Origin of the sequence: Neorhizobium tomejilense, assembly GCF_964254135.1 — a bacterium.
In the GTDB taxonomy this organism is placed as follows: domain Bacteria; phylum Pseudomonadota; class Alphaproteobacteria; order Rhizobiales; family Rhizobiaceae; genus Neorhizobium; species Neorhizobium tomejilense.
Window position 1 is genome coordinate 1026477 of the sequence record NZ_CAXUSO020000001.1, and the last position, 19533, is coordinate 1046009.

General features: G+C 62.4%; 18 protein-coding genes and 3 tRNA genes. 18 read left to right on the plus strand and 3 right to left on the minus strand.

Annotated elements, in window-relative coordinates; translation table 11 throughout:
- Position 1 precedes the first annotated feature (1 nt).
- Genes ACSQ3G_RS05335 through ACSQ3G_RS05365 form a run of 7 tightly spaced genes read left to right on the plus strand, consistent with a single transcriptional unit; the run spans position 2 to position 7977 of the window.
- Complete coding sequence (locus ACSQ3G_RS05335; protein WP_436109311.1) at positions 2 to 1537, plus strand: lipopolysaccharide biosynthesis protein; 1536 nt, start codon at positions 2 to 4, stop codon at positions 1535 to 1537.
- A complete protein-coding gene (locus tag ACSQ3G_RS05340; RefSeq protein ID WP_436109312.1) occupies positions 1534 to 3150 on the plus strand; it encodes a hypothetical protein in 1617 nt (538 codons plus the stop codon). The genes ACSQ3G_RS05335 and ACSQ3G_RS05340 overlap by 4 nt, the downstream gene beginning before the upstream one ends.
- Positions 3147 to 4184 carry a CgeB family protein gene (locus tag ACSQ3G_RS05345; RefSeq protein WP_436109313.1) on the plus strand — a complete coding sequence of 346 codons (1038 nt, stop codon included), beginning with the start codon at positions 3147 to 3149 and terminating at the stop codon, positions 4182 to 4184. The genes ACSQ3G_RS05340 and ACSQ3G_RS05345 overlap by 4 nt, the downstream gene beginning before the upstream one ends.
- A complete protein-coding gene (locus ACSQ3G_RS05350) occupies positions 4181 to 5293 on the plus strand; it encodes a glycosyltransferase family 4 protein (RefSeq protein WP_436109314.1) in 1113 nt (370 codons plus the stop codon). Before ACSQ3G_RS05345 ends, ACSQ3G_RS05350 begins: the two co-directional genes overlap by 4 nt.
- Positions 5290 to 6465 (plus strand): glycosyltransferase, encoded by a 1176-nt coding sequence (locus ACSQ3G_RS05355; protein ID WP_436109315.1) that lies wholly within the window; start codon positions 5290 to 5292, stop codon positions 6463 to 6465. The genes ACSQ3G_RS05350 and ACSQ3G_RS05355 overlap by 4 nt, the downstream gene beginning before the upstream one ends.
- Positions 6452 to 7048 carry an LbetaH domain-containing protein gene (locus ACSQ3G_RS05360; protein WP_436109316.1) on the plus strand — a complete coding sequence of 199 codons (597 nt, stop codon included), beginning with the start codon at positions 6452 to 6454 and terminating at the stop codon, positions 7046 to 7048. Before ACSQ3G_RS05355 ends, ACSQ3G_RS05360 begins: the two co-directional genes overlap by 14 nt.
- Positions 7049 to 7065: 17 nt before the next feature.
- Positions 7066 to 7977 carry a glycosyltransferase family 2 protein gene (locus ACSQ3G_RS05365; protein WP_436109317.1) on the plus strand — a complete coding sequence of 304 codons (912 nt, stop codon included), beginning with the start codon at positions 7066 to 7068 and terminating at the stop codon, positions 7975 to 7977.
- A 26-nt stretch (positions 7978 to 8003) separates the two neighbouring features.
- On the opposite strand, the gene ACSQ3G_RS05370 is transcribed toward ACSQ3G_RS05365, so the two are convergent.
- The 3 genes from ACSQ3G_RS05370 to ACSQ3G_RS05380 all read right to left on the minus strand — a co-directional run bounded on the left by ACSQ3G_RS05370 (position 8004) and on the right by ACSQ3G_RS05380 (position 10441).
- Positions 8004 to 9725, minus strand: a complete 1722-nt coding sequence (locus ACSQ3G_RS05370) for a hypothetical protein (RefSeq protein ID WP_436109318.1) — start codon at positions 9723 to 9725, stop codon at positions 8004 to 8006.
- Positions 9726 to 9729: 4 nt separating this feature from the next.
- On the minus strand, positions 9730 to 9948 hold the full coding sequence (locus tag ACSQ3G_RS05375) for a hypothetical protein (RefSeq protein ID WP_436109319.1): 219 nt from the start codon (positions 9946 to 9948) through the stop codon (positions 9730 to 9732).
- Between the two features lie 417 nt (positions 9949 to 10365).
- Positions 10366 to 10441, minus strand: a tRNA-Val gene (locus ACSQ3G_RS05380).
- A 276-nt stretch (positions 10442 to 10717) separates the two neighbouring features.
- On the opposite strand from ACSQ3G_RS05380, the gene ACSQ3G_RS05385 reads away from it, so the two are divergent.
- The 11 genes from ACSQ3G_RS05385 (at position 10718) to nuoG (ending at position 19528) form a co-directional block, all read left to right on the plus strand.
- Positions 10718 to 10794 (plus strand) — tRNA-Asp (locus ACSQ3G_RS05385).
- Positions 10795 to 10865: 71 nt separating this feature from the next.
- A tRNA-Asp gene (locus ACSQ3G_RS05390) sits at positions 10866 to 10942 on the plus strand.
- Between the two features lie 264 nt (positions 10943 to 11206).
- Positions 11207 to 11572: an NADH-quinone oxidoreductase subunit A gene (locus tag ACSQ3G_RS05395; protein WP_037080537.1), complete on the plus strand. Its 366-nt coding sequence runs from the start codon at positions 11207 to 11209 to the stop codon at positions 11570 to 11572.
- Entirely contained in the window at positions 11563 to 12144 is a 582-nt protein-coding gene (locus ACSQ3G_RS05400) for a NuoB/complex I 20 kDa subunit family protein (RefSeq protein WP_037080534.1), read from the plus strand. Before ACSQ3G_RS05395 ends, ACSQ3G_RS05400 begins: the two co-directional genes overlap by 10 nt.
- A gap of 31 nt (positions 12145 to 12175) precedes the next feature.
- Positions 12176 to 12778, plus strand: coding sequence for an NADH-quinone oxidoreductase subunit C (locus ACSQ3G_RS05405; protein WP_046636651.1), 603 nt, complete (start codon positions 12176 to 12178; stop codon positions 12776 to 12778).
- 77 nt (positions 12779 to 12855) lie between these two features.
- The gene (locus ACSQ3G_RS05410; RefSeq protein ID WP_105424859.1) at positions 12856 to 14046 is read left to right on the plus strand and encodes an NADH-quinone oxidoreductase subunit D; all 1191 of its coding nucleotides are present in this window, start codon (positions 12856 to 12858) and stop codon (positions 14044 to 14046) included.
- Positions 14043 to 14303 (plus strand): hypothetical protein, encoded by a 261-nt coding sequence (locus tag ACSQ3G_RS05415; protein WP_371411959.1) that lies wholly within the window; start codon positions 14043 to 14045, stop codon positions 14301 to 14303. Before ACSQ3G_RS05410 ends, ACSQ3G_RS05415 begins: the two co-directional genes overlap by 4 nt.
- A gap of 16 nt (positions 14304 to 14319) precedes the next feature.
- The gene (gene nuoE / locus ACSQ3G_RS05420) at positions 14320 to 15261 is read left to right on the plus strand and encodes an NADH-quinone oxidoreductase subunit NuoE (protein WP_436109320.1); all 942 of its coding nucleotides are present in this window, start codon (positions 14320 to 14322) and stop codon (positions 15259 to 15261) included.
- Between the two features lie 89 nt (positions 15262 to 15350).
- On the plus strand, positions 15351 to 16655 hold the full coding sequence (nuoF, locus tag ACSQ3G_RS05425) for an NADH-quinone oxidoreductase subunit NuoF (protein ID WP_038541986.1): 1305 nt from the start codon (positions 15351 to 15353) through the stop codon (positions 16653 to 16655).
- A gap of 4 nt (positions 16656 to 16659) precedes the next feature.
- A complete protein-coding gene (locus ACSQ3G_RS05430) occupies positions 16660 to 17376 on the plus strand; it encodes a helix-hairpin-helix domain-containing protein (protein ID WP_436109321.1) in 717 nt (238 codons plus the stop codon).
- Positions 17377 to 17446: 70 nt separating this feature from the next.
- Complete coding sequence (gene nuoG, locus ACSQ3G_RS05435; RefSeq protein ID WP_436109322.1) at positions 17447 to 19528, plus strand: NADH-quinone oxidoreductase subunit NuoG; 2082 nt, start codon at positions 17447 to 17449, stop codon at positions 19526 to 19528.
- Positions 19529 to 19533: the final 5 nt, after the last annotated feature.

Sequence of the window (19533 nt, forward strand, 5' to 3'; positions counted from 1 at the left end):
GATGAGTGTGTCAGTACGGCTAATCTCGGGTTCGATCGCCAATGGGGCGTTGCTTGCCGCCAATATCCTGATCCAGACGATCAGCGTGCCGATCATGCTCGGCTGGTGGTCGGCGCAGCAATTCGGGCTCTGGGTCCTGCTGCAGACGCTCTATTCCCTCTCCGTCGTGTTCGACCTCGGCCATCAGAACTATCTCGGTTACGAGTTCCAGCGCCTCGGCACCAGGGATGCCGTAAGGCGGGACTTCGCCTCGTCCATCCCGGCCGCCATTCTGCTGGGAACGATACTTCTGTGCTTCTGGATAGCTGTCCCTGCCTTCAGATGGGCCGACGCGTTGTTCGGAGATTTCGTTCCTGCGGAGCTGATGGACGACCTATCGGGCTCGATGATCGCCTATGCGCTCGCCTGGCTCGTCACCAGCTCCGTCGGCGGCATCCTCGGGCGGGCGCTCATCCCTTTCGGCTATTACGCGAGAATGGCGTGGTGGCGGTTTGCGCTGCTGGTGTGCGTCAACCTCGCGGCCCTCGCGGCAGTCGTTTCCGGCGGTGACGTCCTCGACGCCGTCATCGCCTCGTCGGTCGCCAACGTGGTGGTCAACATCGCCATTCATCTCGACTGCTTTCGTCTCTGGCGGTGTGAAGAAATCGGCTTCGCCGTCCCCGATCTGCGCAGAGGCTGGTCCAACCTCACGAGGAGCCTGTTCGTATCGCTCCGCGAGCTGCTCGCTATCGGAAACCAGCAGGGCATCCGACTACTGATCGCCCCGCTCGCCGGCGTCAGCCTTCTCGGTGCGTTCACCGCGACCCGGACGCTGTCGAATATAGCGATGCAGGGCATCAATGCGCTGGCAGGCCCGGTCGAGCCCGAGCTCTTGCGCTATCTGAGGGAAGGGAAGAGCGAGCCGGCGGAAGCCGCGGTCACTCTAAGCTGGATTTTCGTGCTGGGCGTCATCGGTCCCGCCTGCCTTCTGCTTCAATGGGCTGCGCCCGGCCTTTTCCTATGGTGGACCCGCGGCAATTTCCACCTCGACCCGCTGCTGTTCGGTTCGCTCTGCACCTGCATCATCGTCTACGGTTTCGCCCAGCCGCTCGCTTCGATCGTCCGAGGAAACAACATCCTGCTGCCGCAGATCGTCGCGAACGGCGTGTCTCTGCTGATCACGGCGATCGGTTGTTATCTGACGTTGACCTCATGGGGGTTGCCGGGCGCCGGCTTCTCGCTTCTGGCGGCCGAGATCGCCAGTTTCCTGATCTACGCCGGAGCCGCCTGCGCCGCGCTCCGAAAGCTGCGGTCGCGCCCACCAATCCATGCCTTCACCGCATCCGTTGGCGGTGGCCTCTCGGTTATCGCCGGGCTGTTCGCCATGGCAGTCTGGCCTCAATCGGCCGGCTGGTCATCCCTCCCGGCGATGCTCGGTTCGCTGCTGGCGGCATGGATGGCCTATCGGTCCCTGCCGGCCAATATGCGGGTGATTCTTCAAAGGCGCCTTCCAACCCTCTCCCGCAAGCGGGTGGTTCTCACGGGGGATCGGCTATGATGGGGAGTGGAGGTCTGGCGAGCGGCGACATGGTATTCGGCCGTCGTTCGGTACAAGGGCAACGCCGCCGCAATTCCCGTTACGTCGCCCAGGTCCGCTGGGGCGTGGTGATTGTGATCCTGTTCTGCACGGCAATCCAGCTGGCCATATCGCCCGAGTTGGCCAATATGTTCTGTGCCGTTTCAGCCGGACTGATCGGAATCCTGGTATTTTCCTACTGCACCAAGCCGAGGCGGATAGAACGATTTACGATCTCGACGCTGGTGGTGCTCGGTTTTCAGGTCCATTCGAGCCTAGCTGCCCTGATCGTCCAGACATTCGCCTGGAAGCCGATCACCTTCAACCTTGAGACGCCGGTATCCACATTTTCTGTTCTTGCACTGCTGCAGCTATGGGCGGTGGCGCTGCACTGGTTCTATGCGCAGTCGCGGGTAATGCAGGCCGCGACGATGGCGATCCGCCAAAGGATCCTTGCGCCGCTCGGCCTCTATCGTTCGCCGACAAACCGGCAATTGTGGTGGATGGGGCTGCTCGGGTCGTTCGGGTCCTGGTACGCGCATGCCGACCGCTGGGGCGAGGACAATTTCGGCGATATCGCCTTCAAACTGCTTGCCGGAATGTCGCAATTTTCCGTCGCGCCTTTCCTGATCCCGGTTGCCGCCTACCTCATCGATCCGCCGAACGGCAAGCGCACGGTCAACTGGTTCGCGCTGACCGCCTACTGCGCCCTGACGCTCTATATCGCGCTGGCACGCAACAGCCGCGGCGTATTCGCGGTCAACCTCCTGACCGTGCTGATCTGCCTCGCCGTCGCAGTGGTGATCGGACGCTTCATCCTGACGAGGCGGCGCGTGATCTGGCTCGCGGTCGCCGTCCTGCTCAGCCCCGTTCCGACCGGCATCCTCTCCGATCTGGCGACCGCCATGGTCATTGCCCGTGACGACCGCTCGGACATCTCGTCGCAGGATCTCGTCCTCTCGACCATCGGCACGTATTTCGATGGAGATGCGCTGCAGTCCCGGCGGGAGACGGACCGGATCCTGGCCGAGGGCAGCTATAACGAAATTTACATCGACAATCCGCTGCTGGCGCGCTTCGTCGCCACCAAATACATCGACCACAACGTCGCTCTCGGGCTTTCGCTGTCGCAGGCCGGTGAGGAGCTGGCGCGTGAAAATGCCCTCAATCAGCTGCTATTGCTGCTTCCGACGCCGGTTCTGAATTTTTTCGCGCCCGGACTCGATAAATCCGACAACGCCTTTTCGTCCGGCGACTATTACAACTTTCTCGTCACCGGCGATGAGCTGGGAAGTTACCGCACCGGCTCGTCGATCGCCGATGGTTTCGTCGTTCTCGGCGCGTTTTACGTGGTTGTGTTCGCCATCTTCACCTTCGCGACTTTCATTGTCGGCGATGCGCTCACGATCCGGATGCGGGACGGACATGTGCTGCTTTCGGCTCTCGCCTGCATCTGTGTCGTCCGCTTCTTCATGAACGGCCTCATGGACGAATCGGTCGCGGTCCAGGCCGGCAACCTTGTCCGGGCACTGCCGCAGACGGTGCTGCTCTATGCGCTGATGTTCTGGCTGACGAGGGGCGTGAAGCTGAGATGAGGCTCCTCTATATCGGCGCGGAATCGGGGACCAGCCTGCAGCGGGCGGCGGCATTCCGGCGCATCGGCTTCGCGGTTCTGCACCTGTCTCCCTACGCCCTCTTGCCGCCTCATTGGGCGCCGTGGTTGAACAGGGCAGGTGGCCCGGGCATCGATCGCGTCGTGGCAAACGGGCTCGGCCGGTGGATCGGCGGGCAGCGCTTCGATTTTGCCCTCGTGGATTGCGGTGACGTGGTCGGAACAGCCGCCCTGAACGTCATCCGCAAGGCGGCGCCGATCATCGTCAACTACAACGCCGACAACCCCTATCTGAACCCGGCTCCGGAACGCCTCCGCTGGAGCATCCTTCACCGGGCCCTCCCGCACTACGATCTGGTCGTCGCCGTGCGCCGTGACGGCATCGAGGAGATGATGGCGGGGAGAGGCGCAAGGCGGATCGACACGATCTGGCAGTCCGCGGACGAGGTCGTGCATCGCCTTCTGTCGCCGACGCTGGAGGAGAAAAGCCGATGGTCGTCCGACGTCGTTTTCGTCGGCACATGGATGCCCGGCCGCGGCGCCTTCATGGCGCGGCTGATCGAAAGGGGCGTGCCGCTCGCCATCCACGGGTCCCGATGGAAAAGAGCGCCGGAATACCGGCTGCTGCAGCCCTTTATCCGTTCCGATCACCTTGAAGGTTTTGACTACACGCGCGCAATTGCCGGCGCGAAAATCGCTCTGGTTCTGCTGAACGGCCAAAATGCCGATCTGCATACGACGCGATCTGCCGAAATTCCCGCCATCGGCACCGCCATGTGCGCTCCCCGCACTCCGCATCATCAACAGCTCTACAAGGAGGGTGAGGAAGCCATCTTTTTCGATGGAGCGGATGACTGCGCGGAGGCCTGCAAACGCCTGCTGGCGGATGACGGCCGGCGCCAAGCGATCGCCGACGCCGGGCACCGGCGCACGTTTGCGAACGGGACCTATAACGAGGTCCTGGCCCGGCGGATCATCGATCAAGTCACCGAGATAAAACATGGTGGCTCCCGATGAGGAAGACGGAGGCGTCCAATCTCGGCATTCTGTTCCTGGCCCTGGACACCTATGGCCGGATAGGCGGTGTCCAGCGCTTCAACCAACGGGTTATCGCTGCCCTGGCGGAAATCTCCGGCGACAACGGCTGGAAGCGGCCGGCCATCCACATCATGCGCGATGGCAAGGCTGACATTCCCGAGACCACGGCGGCCGCAATCCGCGCCTTTGGCAGTTGGCGCCTGGGCTTCATCGTCCACTCGGCTGTCGCTGCCCTCAACTGCAAAATCCTGTTCCTCGGGCATATCAACCTTCTGCCGGTGGGACTGTTGTGCAAGCTGCTGTCTCCAAGAATCAAGCTCGTGCTCTTCGTCCACGGCGACGAGGTCTGGAACGATCCGGCCCATCGCCGCATGCGATTCTATGAACCGCTCATGGCAAGAGCCCTCAGCCGGATCGCCTCCGTCAGCGCCTTCACCGCAAGCCGGATGCAGAAGGCGTTCAACCTTCCCGCCGAGACGTTCAGGCTATTTCCGAACGCCGTCGATGGCATCGACCGGAAGCCCGTTCAGGAAACGAATCGCTGCAACATCCTGACGGTCGCCCGGCTGGATCGGCATGACCGCGGCAAGAATATCGACGCCCTGATCAAGGCGGTGGCTCTTCTCAAGCGCCGTAACGTGGAATGCATCCTCCGGATCGTCGGCGAGGGGCCGCTCAGATCGGAACTGGCGTCGTTGGCACGCGAGCTCGCGGTCGAAGAGAGGGTCGAATTTCTGGGCCGCGTATCCGATGCGAGACGGGCCGAGGCCTATGCCCAGGCCTGCCTGTTCGCGATGCCCTCGTCCAAGGAGGGGTTCGGCATCGTTTTTCTGGAAGCCTGGCTGCACGGCCTGCCGGTGATCTGCGGCACACAGGATGCAGCGGCGGAGATCATTACCGACGGGATCGACGCGTTTGCCGTGAACCCATGGGATATCGACGCGCTCGCCGAGAAAATCGCGATGCTTCTCGCCCATCCGGACACGGCAGCGGCGATGGGAGAGGCGGGGGCCGAAAAGATCCGCTCTCGCTATCTCATGGTGCACTTCAAGGGAAATCTCGAAAAAATCATCGCGGAGCTGCCATGAGAATCCTCAACATCATCGCCAGCGCCGATCCCGAAACCGGAGGCCCGATCGAGGCGCTGCGGCTGACTGGACTGCAAATGGCGCGTCTGGGCCATGCGGTGGAAGTCGTCACGCTGGACAAACCCTCGGCGCCCTATGTGGGAGAGTTTCCCTTCCCCGTTCATGCCTGCGGGCGATGGACCCGGAGATACGGATATACGCCGGAATTGCCACGCTGGATCGCCGCGAACGCGGATCGTTTTGATGCGGTGATCATCCATGGCCTCTGGAACCATGCCTCTGTCGGCGGCTGGTCGGCCCTGAGGCGGGCAGGCCTGCCTTATATCGTCTTCACCCATGGCATGATGGACCCATGGTTCCGTAAAACCCATCCGCTCAGGCACGTCGCCAAACAGGCGTTCTGGTTCGCCTGGCAGGGCAGGGTTCTCCGGGATGCAGCGGCGGTCCTGTTTACCTGCGAAGAAGAGCGCCGCCGGGCGCGCGGCGTCTTCCGGGGGTACAGTTACCCGGAGCGTATCGTCGCCTTCGGCACGGCTGATCCGCCGGCGGGGGTAGAGAACCAGCTTGCCGCATTCCACCGGCTTCTGCCGGAATTGAAGGACAAGCGGTTCCTGCTGTTCCTCAGCCGTTTCCACGCAAAGAAGGGCTGCGACCTCCTCGTCGAAGCCTTCGCGAAGATCGCCGCGTCCGATCCTGATCTCGACCTGGTGATGGCGGGGCCGGATGAGTCCGGGCTGAAATCGAAACTGATTGTCCAAGCCGCCAAGGCCGGCATCGCCGATCGTATCTATTGGCCGGGCATGCTGGCCGGCGACGCCAAATGGGGCGCCTTCCGGGCTGCCGAAGCCTTTGTCCTGCCGTCGCACCAGGAGAATTTCGGCATCGTCGTCGCGGAAGCCATGGCCTGCGCAACGCCGGTCCTGCTGACCGACAAGGTCAATATCTGGCGTGAAGTGCAAATGAGCGGCGGCGGCCTCGTCGGGCGCGACACGTCGGAGGGCATCGAAAGCCTGCTCCGGTCATGGCTCTCGCTCTCCGACGACAGCAAAAGCGCCATGCGCGCCCATGCCCGCGCGGGCTTCGAACGGCATTTCCACATCGAGGTGGCAGCCCGCGACCTCATCGCCATTCTGCACTCCATCTCCCCACGAGGCCTTCATGAAGCCGCTTGACGCGAAGACCTCCAATCCGCGGCTGGGAGCTCCGAGTTTCCCGCTGGGGCACCGGTTGTTCCGGCTTGCATGGAACCTCGTCTGGAGCCTTTTCGGCCGCTGGACGCCGGTGCCGCTGTTTGCATGGCGCCGGTTCCTGCTGCGGTGCTTCGGAGCCCGGATTGACCGGACGGCGCGGATCTATCCAGGCGTCGAGATCTGGTATCCGCCGAACCTCGCCATGGCCGCGTATTCCTGTCTCGGAAGGGATGTGAATTGCTACTGCATGGATCGCATCGAACTCGGCGCCCACGCAATCGTCTCCCAGGGCGCCCATCTGTGCACCGGCACGCATGATGTCGACGATGCCGATTTCCAGCTGGTTGCGAGACCCATCGTCGTCGGTGCGAATGCCTGGATCGCGGCGGAAGCGTTTGTCGGGCCGGGTGTCACTGTCGGGGAGGGCGCGGTGCTCGGCGCCCGCGCCGTCACCTTCCGCAACCTCGATCCGTGGACGATCTATGCCGGCAATCCGGCCCGGAAATTGCGGCGGCGCTTCGAGCGGGACAAGCCCGGCATCTTTCCGGTGCGGTTGAACTCCTGATCGGGACACGTCGTCGAATGGCCAGCCTCGCCGTCCTCATCCTCACCTATAACGAAGAGCGCCACATCGCCCGGGCGCTGAAAAGTGTCGCGCCTTTCGCGTCCGAGGTCTTCGTCATCGATTGTTTCTCGACCGACGGCACGGTCGAGATTGCCCGCTCACTTGGCGCAACCGTCCTCAGCAACCCCTGGATCAATTATTCCAGGCAGTTCCAGTGGGGGCTCGACAATGCGCCGATCTCAGCCGACTGGATCATGCGGCTCGATGCGGATGAGGTGATCGAACCCGAGCTGGCGGTGGAGATCGCCGACAAGCTTCCCACTCTCGCTGCCGATGTCGCAGGCGTGAACCTCAAGAGAAAGCACATCTTCCTCGGACGCTGGATCCGCCATGGTGGACGGTATCCGCTCATCCTCACCCGCATCTGGCGGCGGGGACAGGGACATGTCGAGGACCGCTGGATGGACGAGCACATCGTCGTGAAGGGCGGCCGCATAGTCCTTTTCGACGCGCCGTTCTCGGATCACAATCTCAACGATCTCAGCTTCTTCACGGGCAAGCACAACGGGTACGCGACCCTTGAAGCGGCTGACGTGCTCGGCCGCCGCCATGGCCTGTTTGTCGAACAACCTGCCCTTTCGCAAGCCGCCTCGTCGCGTCAGGCCTCCCTCAAGCGGCGCATCAAAGAGCAGATCTATAACCGGCTCCCGTTCCCTGTCGCTGCGCTCGGCTATTTCCTGTTCCGCTATGTCGGCCAACTTGGCTTTCTCGATGGCCGCGAAGGGCTGATCTACCATGTCCTGCAAGGTTACTGGTACCGTTTCCTCGTCGGCGCGAAGGTCATGGAATTCGACCGATCGCTCCGGTCGCTTAAAACGCTTGAGGAAAAGCGCGCGGCGCTGGCGCGATTGACCGGACTGCCGTTCTGAAGCGACAGCCCGCGAAGCACAGCGGTTCAGGCAACGCCCACACTCGGGAAGGCGGCCCAGAAGAGCGTCGAGCCCGCCCCTTCGGCGGCGACCACCAACAGGCTTTCGCCGGCATTCAACGTATGGCCGGTCTTGCCCGCGATCTTGTTGAAGAGCTGCGTGCCGTTGGTATTGACCGCCAGATCCGCCGATCCGGCGTTGACGATATGAAACGGCAATCCCACCAGCGAGGACGCATCCGACGAATTCGTGATCGCGGGCAGCGTGCAGACGAGCGCCGACGCGGCGTCGAAGGTGACGAGGCCGGCATCCAGCGGGTGGAGCACGGTGTTCGCGGTCTTGAGCGTCGACTTCATTCCCATCCCGAAGCGGGGATAGATGAAACTGTTGCCGCCCCTGACTTCCAGATCGCCTTGGTTTTCCCAAGCATCGCCACGAATGTTGAACGCGGCCAATCCGCCGCGGGTCTGGTCTGTCCATAGACCCGACAACATTGCTTGACGGCTAACTCCACGCGCGCCGTGAAATTGGCTGGTGGCCGAGACCGCGTCGAAATCCGTCACCGCTGTGTTGCTGCTGTAGAAGCGGCTGAAACCCACGCGGCGCCCGACAATATCGGCATTCCTATCACCGGAGACTTCTGAGACGTTGAGATCGCAGCCCTGTGCGTTCTCCACGTAGATCCCGGCGCCGGAGCCGCCCTCCACATCCACGCCGAGGAAGCGCGAATTGGAGACGAACGCGCCTTCGTGGCGGGAACTCAACTCGAAACAGGGCATGCCCCAGGACGAAAGCATCAGCGAACCGTTGCCGGACGCGATCATGGGCGGGGAGGTGAAGGCCTTGCCGATCTGGATCGTGTTGCCGCTAACCGACTTGACGACATGGACCCGCCCGGCCGTGATCCCGTAGTCGCTGCTCGTGAACGCGACCGGCATGCGCGCCCGGAATTTGCTGCCGTCGGCAACGGTGATATTCGCCGAACCGTCGGAGAAAGTCGCGCTCACCACAAGCTCGGTCCGGTTGAAGGCGTTGTTCTGGATGCGGTCGGCATACATCTCGTTCAGACGGGCGCCGTCTCCGCCGGCTTCGAATACGATACCGCGGCAGAGCCGATTGTCTCGCCCATCGGCGGGGATGATGTTGAAGAGCGAATCGAAGCGGCTGTTTCCGGGCATCAGGGTCGAGCCCGGCAGCAACGATGCATAATACTGGCCGTTTTCGCAAAGATGCGTCCAGACCCGGGAAACATGCGTGTGCATGAAATTGGCAAGGAACATGCCCCAGTCGCTGCAGTCGCGGATGAAGAGGTCGTGGATGGTGGAAAACTGCAGGCCGATATTGTTCACGGCGCCGATGCTGACGGCGCGTGTGAAGCCGGTAAAGCCGATATGCTCGCACCGCCAGCCGGTAATGCAGTCGGCGGTGATCGTCGCGGACGGCGAGCCAAGGTCTGCGTCATTGGCGGCAAAAGCCGGAAACGAGCCGTCGCCGGCAAGCACGGTGCCGCCGATGAAATCCCATCCGCTGTCCGGAAGGGTGTCGTTGAGATAGTTCAGCACCGGCTGCACGCCCTGGTAACCGATGCCGGAGGCGACCGGGAGCGGTTCCGTGAGCGTGATCACCGCATCCGGCAGCAGGATGGTGCCGCCGCCGGCCGCCGCGACCGCTGCCGCATGTACGGCCCGGATTGCCGCTTCGGTGGCATCTGAGGGAATGTAGAGTTTCGGAATTTGGCGCGATGGCATCGTGTCAGTCCTCCAGGCCGATGAATCGGCTGATCGTGAGTTGGCTGATGGTGAGCTGATTGTTTTCTGCGTCGGCAAGCGTGTTGCCTTCGGCATCCATCAGGGTGAACCCGTCGTCTTCGGGCGGCTCACCGCCGCCGATGGAAAAAGCGCCGGGACCGGTCAGGGAAAGTCCGAGATCCAGCATCATCCCCTCCCGCCGCGAACGTTCGCCGTCCGGCACCGGGCGCATCCGCCGGCGCCTCCCATGTTGACGCCGTGTCTGAAATGATGTTTTCCCATTTCCGTCTCCTCGTGCTCCAGGCTGCGCCCGAGCGTCTATCCGCAGACGGGCAGTTCGGAACCGATTTTAGGAACGGGTTGAGGAGCGGGGACGAAGTGGCGGAAAAGATTCGCTGAATGATTGATGGCACGCGGAAGCGTTCGGCGGCGAAACGCCTGATATGTCTCGCGGATAGGAGGCTATGGGGCGGCCGGAACGGAGCGAGCTGTCGCGCTCACGGCGGATTTTCTTCCCCGCGATAGCCAATAGAATCGAGTGGGATTGCGAGCGCTCGACCGAAACCGAGGCGCTAGACGCAGCGACACGATCTCCCGGAAGAGGGAAAACTCGAAGTAGAGGCAGGAAACAGGGTGGGAATGGTGGGCGATGAGAGACTCGAACTCCCGACATCCTCGGTGTAAACGAGGCGCTCTACCAACTGAGCTAATCGCCCGTTCGCGATTGCGGAGCCTTAGGGCCCGCCGCGTCGGTGGCCGTGATCTATGCGGATCGCGGAAAAACCGCAAGGGCTTTCATGATGTTTTTTTGAAAATTTTGGGGAAGAGCCGACTGGACAGGGGCGTATATGGGGCAGGAGAGGGCAAAGCGACGAGACGTCATCCTTTTGTCTTGAAACGCGCTTGACACCCGATCACGAACCTCTTAGTTAGCCGCTCAACCGAGCGATTGAGGTCGCCCGGCCAAGAGGTTTCGACCTCAAGAGAAATGCGCGGGTGTAGCTCAGTTGGTTAGAGTGCCGGCCTGTCACGCCGGAGGTCGCGGGTTCGAGCCCCGTCACTCGCGCCATTCTCTTCTTCGAACAACCCGCTTTTTACGCTTCTTGGGCGTAGGGGGCGAGCCGCCAGTCGGCATTATGCGCGGGTGTAGCTCAGTCGGTTAGAGTGCCGGCCTGTCACGCCGGAGGTCGCGGGTTCGAGCCCCGTCACTCGCGCCATTTACCATCCGAGAGAACGCCCTTCCCAATATGATTTGGCCGTTGCCGGTCCCTGACGATCACGGCCGGAGGCTGTCGCCACGATGCGGCCGCTGATAATCGTTTGAACTGCTCCATTTTGGCGCAGGATGCGACATTCAAAAAGCTTGCGCCGGGGCTTCGGCTGCGCTAACCACGGCTTGTTGCAATGCACGTTCGCTTTGCCTGTGCATTGATATTCAGGCGTCGTCTCCCGACGCTTCAGGCAAGCTGGGATCGAATACAATGAGTGAACTCCTCACTTCCTATATCCCGATCGCGATTTTCATCGGCATTTCCCTGGTGATCGGCATCGCGCTTCTGGTTGCGCCGTTCGCCGTCGCCTACAAGGCGCCCGATTCGGAAAAGCTGTCGGCCTACGAATGCGGCTTCAACGCCTTCGACGATGCGCGCATGAAGTTCGATATTCGCTTCTACCTGGTCTCGATCCTCTTCATCATCTTCGACCTCGAAGTGGCCTTCCTTTTCCCGTGGGCGGTATCGTTCGGTGCGATTGGCTGGTTCGGATTCTGGTCGATGATGGTATTCCTCGCCGTTCTGACGATCGGCTTTATATATGAATGGAAGAAAGGAGCGCTGGAATGGGAGTAGTCGACAACGGCAGCACTCTCGTCGCGCCACAGCCCAAGGGCATTATCGATCCGAATACGGGCAAGCCCATCGGCAGCGACGACGCGTTCTTCGGCGAGATCAACAATGAGCTCGCCGACAAGGGTTTTCTCGTCACCTCCACGGACGAGCTGATCACCTGGGCCCGCACGGGCTCGCTGATGTGGATGACCTTCGGCCTCGCCTGCTGCGCGGTCGAGATGATGCAGCTTTCGATGCCGCGTTATGACGTCGAGCGCTTCGGGTTTGCGCCGCGCGCCTCGCCGCGCCAGTCGGACGTGATGATCGTCGCCGGCACGCTGACCAACAAGATGGCGCCCGCGCTCCGCAAGGTCTACGACCAGATGCCGGAGCCGCGTTACGTCATCTCCATGGGCTCCTGCGCCAATGGTGGCGGTTATTACCACTATTCCTACTCGGTGGTGCGCGGCTGCGACCGCATCGTGCCGATCGACATCTATGTTCCGGGCTGTCCCCCCACGGCGGAGGCACTGCTCTACGGCGTGCTTCTGCTGCAGAAGAAGATCCGACGGACCGGCACGATCGAGCGCTGAGGCCAGAGGCTAAGGGTAATTGGACAAGATCATGAGTGAAGCCCTGAACGAGCTTTCGACCTACATCCGCGAAGCGCGCCCGTCCCTCGTGGCGGATGCGGAAATCGCCTATGGCGAGCTGACGCTGACCGCGACGGCGGAAAACCTGCTGCCGCTGCTGACCTTCCTGCGTGACGACGTGCAGTGCGGGTTCATCAGCTTTATCGACATCTGCGGTGTGGATTATCCGGCGCGTGAAAAGCGTTTCGACGTGGTCTATCACCTTCTGTCGCCCCGCCAGAACCAGCGTATCCGCATCAAGGTCGCGACCGCCGAGGACGAGCCGGTTCCGTCTGCCTGCCCGGTCTACCCGGGCGCCGACTGGTTCGAGCGCGAAGCCTGGGACATGTACGGCATCCTGTTCACCGGCCATCCGGACCTGCGCCGTATCCTGACGGACTACGGTTTCGAAGGCCATCCGCTGCGCAAGGACTTCCCGACCACCGGTTTCGTCGAGGTTCGTTACGACGACAACGCCAAGCGCGTCGTCTATGAGCCCGTCGAGCTGCGCCAGGAATTCCGCAGTTTCGACTTCCTCTCTCCTTGGGAAGGCACGGACTACGTGCTCCCCGGGGATGAAAAGGCCAAAGCCTAAGACCGGCGCATCCGCGCCAGCCGAATACACGTCTTTCCCGCCCGGTGCGATCCGCCGCCCGGCATGGAGCAAGCAGTATGACCGAACACAACGTCCGCAACTTCAACATCAATTTCGGACCGCAGCATCCGGCGGCGCATGGCGTGTTGCGCCTTGTGCTGGAGCTTGATGGCGAAATCGTCGAGCGCGTCGATCCGCACATCGGTCTTTTGCACCGCGGCACCGAAAAGCTGATCGAGACCAAGACCTATCTGCAGGCGATCCCTTATTTCGACCGCCTCGACTACGTCGCGCCGATGAACCAGGAACATGCTTTCGCGCTCGCCGTCGAAAAGCTCCTGGATATCCAGATCCCGATCCGCGGCCAGCTGATCCGCGTGCTCTATTCGGAAATCGGCCGCATCCTTTCGCATCTCCTCAACGTCACGACGCAGGCGATGGACGTCGGCGCGCTGACGCCGCCGCTCTGGGGTTTCGAAGAGCGCGAAAAGCTGATGGTGTTCTACGAGCGCGCCTCGGGCTCGCGCATGCATGCGGCCTATTTCCGTCCGGGCGGCGTCCATCAGGACCTGCCGCCGGAACTGGTCGAGGATATCGGCATCTGGTGCGATGAATTCCCGGCAAAGCTCGACGACATCGACGACCTGCTCACCGGCAACCGTATCTTCAAGCAGCGCAACGTCGATATCGGCGTCGTCAAGCTCGAAGACGCCTGGGCCTGGGGCTTTTCCGGCGTCATGGTCCGCGGTTCGGGCGCAGCCTGGGACCTGCGCCGCTCGCAGCCTTATGAGTGCTATTCCGACCTTGAGTTCGACATTCCGATCGGCAAGAACGGCGACTGCTACGACCGTTACCTGATCCGCATGATCGAGATGCGCGAGTCGGTGAAGATCATGAAGCAGTGCGTCAACCGTCTGCTCGGCGATGCCAGGACCGGCCCGTTCTCGTCTACGGACGGCAAGGTCGTGCCGCCGAAGCGCGGCGAGATGAAGCGGTCGATGGAAGCGCTGATCCATCACTTCAAGCTCTATACCGAAGGTTACCACGTGCCGGCCGGCGAGGTTTATGCGGCGGTCGAGGCCCCGAAGGGCGAGTTCGGAGTCTTCCTGGTCGCCGACGGCACCAACAAGCCGTACCGCTGCAAGATTCGCGCGCCGGGTTACGCCCACCTCCAGGCGATGGATTTCATCTGTCGGGGTCACCAGCTGGCCGACGTCTCGGCGGTGCTCGGCTCGATCGACATCGTCTTCGGCGAGGTGGACCGCTGATGCTCCGCGCCGTCGTTTTCGCTGCCCTCGTCTCTGCTGCCCCGGTTGCGTTCGCGCAACAGGCTCAGACGGATGGCGCGATCTCGACGCAAGGCGGCGGATCGAGGTCGATGAAGGATCTCCTGTCCGAAGGATATGAGATCAAGTCCTCCGTTCCCAGTGGAACAAAGTTCATAGTGTTCATGCAGAAAGACAAGTCTGCCTATGCCTGCGAATTCGTGACGCTCACGAGATCGCGGTGTGGATCCATAAACTGATAAGGCGTGGAAAAGAATGTCCGTTCGTCGATTAGCCGAAGACCAGGTGCAGCCGGCAATTTTCGCCTTCAATGACGAGAATTCCGTCTGGGCCGAGGCAACGATCAGGAAATATCCGGCAGGCCGGCAGCAATCGGCTGTCATCCCGCTCCTGATGCGTGCCCAGGAACAGGATGGCTGGGTAACCCGTGCGGCGATCGAGTTCGTCGCCAACAAGCTCGACATGCCCTATATCCGCGTCCTCGAAGTCGCGACCTTCTACACCCAGTTCCAGCTGAAGCCGGTCGGTACCCGCGCCCATATCCAGGTCTGCGGCACCACGCCCTGCATGCTGCGCGGCGCCGAGGACCTGATGAAGGTCTGTCAGCACAAGATCCACCACGATCCGTTCGCGCTGAACGCCGACGGCACGCTGTCGTGGGAAGAGGTCGAATGTCAGGGCGCCTGCGTCAACGCACCGATGGTCATCATCTTCAAGGATGCCTATGAGGACCTGACGCCGCAGCGTCTCGAGGAGATCATCGATGCTTTCGAATCCGGCAAGGGCGATGAGATCAAGCCCGGCCCGCAGATCGACCGCATCTTCTCGGCGCCCGAAGGCGGCCCGCAGACGTTGAACGACGAGATCAAGCCGGTCCGCACCAATCTCGACCCACATCCGAGCGCCGAAGAGGCTGCGGCAGCTGCAAGCATTCCTCCAGCCGATGCCGGGCGTCCGAAGGACACCGCGCCGGAGACGGACCCGAAACTGAAGACCCCTGCCACCGCCCCGGCGGCGGCGGCCGCGAATGCCAAGGCCGCGGAGAAGCAGCCGCTCTCGGCGACTGCGAAGAGCAAACCGGCTCCGAAGACGCCCGGTAGTGCAGCGGAAGGCGCGCCGCCGGAACCGGGCGCGGTCTCCGGGGACTTGAAGCCGAAGCGTACGCGGCGCAAGACCACGACTGAAGGTGAGTCGTGACATTTGAGAATTTGTGTGCGGCCTTTGAAAAAGGCTGCAATATATCGACCGGCAACCGGCTTAATCGCGACGGACTTGTGGAATAGATCATGTTGAAAGATCAGGATCGCATCTTTACCAATATCTACGGCCTCAAGGACAAGTCCCTGAAAGGCGCGATGAGCCGCGGCCATTGGGATGGCACCAAGGAGATCATCGAGAAGGGCCGGGACTGGATCATCAACGAGATGAAGGCTTCCGGCCTTCGCGGCCGCGGCGGCGCAGGCTTCCCGACCGGTCTCAAATGGTCCTTCATGCCGAAGGAATCGGATGGCCGTCCGCATTACCTCGTGGTCAATGCCGACGAATCCGAGCCCGGCACCTGCAAGGACCGCGAAATCATGCGCCACGATCCGCATACGCTGATCGAAGGCTGCGTCATCGCCGGTTTCGCCATGGGCGCCAACACGGCCTATATCTATGTACGCGGCGAATACATGCGCGAGCGCGAAGCGCTGCAGGCGGCGATCGACGAGTGCTATGATTTCGGCCTGCTCGGTGGCAACAACAAGCTTGGCTGGGATTTCGACATCTACGTCCACCACGGCGCCGGCGCCTATATCTGCGGCGAAGAGACCGCGCTGCTCGAAAGCCTCGAAGGCAAGAAGGGCCAGCCGCGCCTTAAACCCCCGTTCCCGGCAAATATGGGCCTCTACGGCTGCCCGACTACGGTCAACAACGTCGAATCGATCGCGGTTGCTCCGACCATCCTGCGCCGCGGCGCCGGCTGGTTCTCGTCCATGGGCCGTCCGAACAATGTCGGCACCAAGCTGTTCATGCTCTCCGGCCACGTCAACAAGCCGTGCACCGTCGAAGAAGTGATGGGCATCACCTTCCGCGAGCTGGTCGACAAGCATGCCGGCGGCATCCGCGGCGGCTGGGACAATCTGCTTGCGGTCATCCCCGGCGGCGCATCCTGCCCGATCGTGCCGGCCAAGGACATCATGGACTGCCAGATGGATTTCGACGGCCTGCGCGCCGTCGGCTCCTCCTTCGGCACCGCCGGCGCCATCGTCATGGACAAGTCCACCGACGTCATCAAGGCGATCGCCCGTATCTCTGCCTTCTTCAAGCACGAGAGCTGCGGCCAGTGCACGCCGTGCCGCGAAGGCACCGGCTGGATGTGGCGGGTGCTGGAGCGCATGGTCAAGGGCAATGCCCAGAAGCGCGAAATCGACATGCTGTTCCAGGTGACCAAACAGATCGAAGGCCACACCATCTGCGCGCTCGGCGACGCGGCGGCCTGGCCCGTCCAGGGCCTGATCCGACATTTCCGTCCGGAAATCGAAGCACGTATCGACCAGTATACCCGAAACGCGACGGCGCATGGCGCCGTCCTGGAAGCTGCGGAGTAGCCACGTGACGAAGTCGGGCAAAGAGCATGAACGGGAGGCGGCGGATCGTCCGGCGCTCGATCCAGCACGCATGCCCGATTTTTCCGAGGCGATGAAGCTCAACCCGCTGATGGCGAACATGGCTGCCGCAACCGCGATCGGTTTCGGCATTGCCACCCAGATGGCTGGCGTCTTCTTCGGCGCGCTGCAGGGCGCGATGGAAGCGGGCAGCCGCCAGAAGGCCGCCGATCCAAATCCGGCTGAGGCCTCTCCGATTGCGGAAACGCCAGCGCCTGCGGAAACGCCGGCGGTTGCAGAACCGGTCGTCGCAGCAGCGACGGCGAAGCCGGTCGCCGTCAAGCCGAAGGCGCCCCGCAAGGCAGCTGCTCCGGTTCTCAAGGCGGCACCCGTTGCCGAACCGGTCACGAAGCCGGCCGCCAAGGCTGCGCCGGCAAAGGCTGCGCCCAAGGCCGCTCCTAAGGTTTCGGCCAGGCAGCCGGCCCCGGTAAAACCCGAGAAGGCGAAGACGGCCAAGGCATCTGCCGGCGGCGGAGATCTCAAGCAGATTTCGGGCATCGGCCCGAAGCTGGCGGAAGTGCTGAACGGCCTGGGCGTGACGAGCCTTGCGCAGGTCGCGGCCTGGAACGAGGCCGATATCGCCCGTTTCGACAAGGAATTGGGTTTCGAGGGACGCATCAGCCGCGACGACTGGGTCGGCCAGGCGAAAGCTCTGTTGAAATAAAAGAATATGTCCCCGAGTCGCCTGACCCCCAGGAGACCCAAAGGATGGAACTAAGGACGTAAGTGAGACGATGGTTAAGCTGAAGGTTGACGGCAAAGAGGTCGAAGTTCCGGATCATTTCACGCTGCTTCAGGCATGCGAGGAAGCCGGCGCCGAGGTCCCGCGCTTTTGTTTCCACGAACGTCTTTCGGTCGCCGGCAATTGCCGCATGTGCTTGATCGAAGTGAAGGGCGGGCCGCCGAAGCCGGCAGCCTCCTGCGCCATGGGCGTGCGCGATGTCCGCGGCGGCCCGAACGGCGAGCTGCCGGAAATCTTCACCAATACGCCGATGGTCAAGAAGGCCCGCGAAGGCGTGATGGAATTCCTGCTGATCAACCATCCGCTGGATTGCCCGATCTGCGACCAGGGCGGTGAATGTGACCTGCAGGACCAGGCGATGGCCTTCGGCATCGACAGTTCCCGCTACACGGAAAACAAGCGCGCCGTCGAAGACAAGTATATCGGCCCGCTGGTCAAGACCGTGATGAACCGCTGCATTCACTGCACGCGCTGCGTCCGCTTCACCACCGAAGTCGGCGGCATTTCCGAACTCGGCCTGATTGGCCGCGGCGAGGATGCCGAGATCACCACCTATCTCGAAAGTGCCATGACGTCGGAACTGCAGGGCAATGTCATCGACCTTTGCCCGGTCGGTGCGCTGACCTCGCGTCCCTTCGCCTTCACCGCCCGTCCGTGGGAACTCGGCAAGACCGAATCGATCGACGTCATGGACGCCGTCGGCTCGGCGATCCGCGTCGACACCCGCGGCCGCGAAGTGATGCGCATCATGCCGCGCGTTAACGAGCAGGTGAACGAGGAGTGGATCTCGGACAAGACCCGCTTCATCTGGGACGGACTGAAGACCCAGCGCCTCGACCGGCCTTATGTCCGCAAGGACGGCCGCCTTCAGGCCGCTTCCTGGGGCGAAGCCTTCGGCGCCATCAAGGCCGCCGTTTCCGCAACGTCGGCTGCAAAGATCGGCGCGATCGCCGGCGATCTGGCGTCGGTGGAAGAAATGTACGCCCTGAAGGAACTGATCCGGTCGCTCGGATCGGAAAACCTCGACTGTCGCCAGGACGGGACGGCGCTTGATCCGTCGCTCGGCCGCGCAAGCTACATCTTCAACCCGACCATCGAAGGCATCGAACAGGCCGGCGCTCTGCTCCTGGTCGGCGCCAATCCGCGCCTCGAGGCTGCAGTCCTCAACGCCCGCATCCGCAAGCGCTTCCGCCGCGGCAACTTTCCGATCGGCGTGATCGGCGAAGTCAGCGAACTGCGTTACGTCTACGATTATCTCGGTGCAGGCGCCGAGACGCTCACCGACCTCGCGTCCGGCGCAAACAGCTTCGCCGACAACCTGCGGGCTGCAAAGAACCCGATGATCATCGTAGGGCAGGGGGCTCTTTCCCGTGCCGACGGCGCGGCGATCCTTAGCTCGGCCGCCCAGCTTGCCGGCTCGGTCGGCGCGCTGACCGACGAGTGGAACGGCTTTGCCGTCCTGCATACCGCCGCTGCCCGCGTCGGTGGCCTCGACCTCGGCTTCGTGCCGGGTGCGAAGGGCGCCAATGCCAGCGCCCAGCTGGCCGGCATGGACGTCCTCTTCCTGCTCGGCGCAGACGAGCTCGACTTCTCGAAGAAGGGCGCCAAGTTCACCGTCTATATCGGCAGCCATGGCGATGCCGGCGCGCACAATGCCGACGTCATCCTGCCGGGTGCGGCCTATACCGAAAAGTCGGGAACCTGGGTCAATACCGAAGGCCGCGTCCAGATGGGCAACCGCGCCGGCTTCGCGCCCGGCGAGGCTCGCGAAGACTGGGCGATTATCCGCGCGCTCTCCGACGTGCTCGGAAACAAGCTGCCGTTTGATTCGCTGAGTGCCCTGCGTGCGAAACTCTATGCGGATTACCCGCATTTCGCGGCTATCGACGAGATTGCAGCGGGCTCGGTGAACGAAATTGCCGCACTTGGCCAAAAAGCCGGTGGTATGACGAAGTCCGGGTTTGCGTCGCCGATCAAAGACTTCTATTTGACGAACCCGATCGCTCGCGCGTCTGCCGTCATGGCTGAATGCTCGGCATTGGCCCGCAACAATTTCCAGGCTGCGGCGGAGTAATTTTG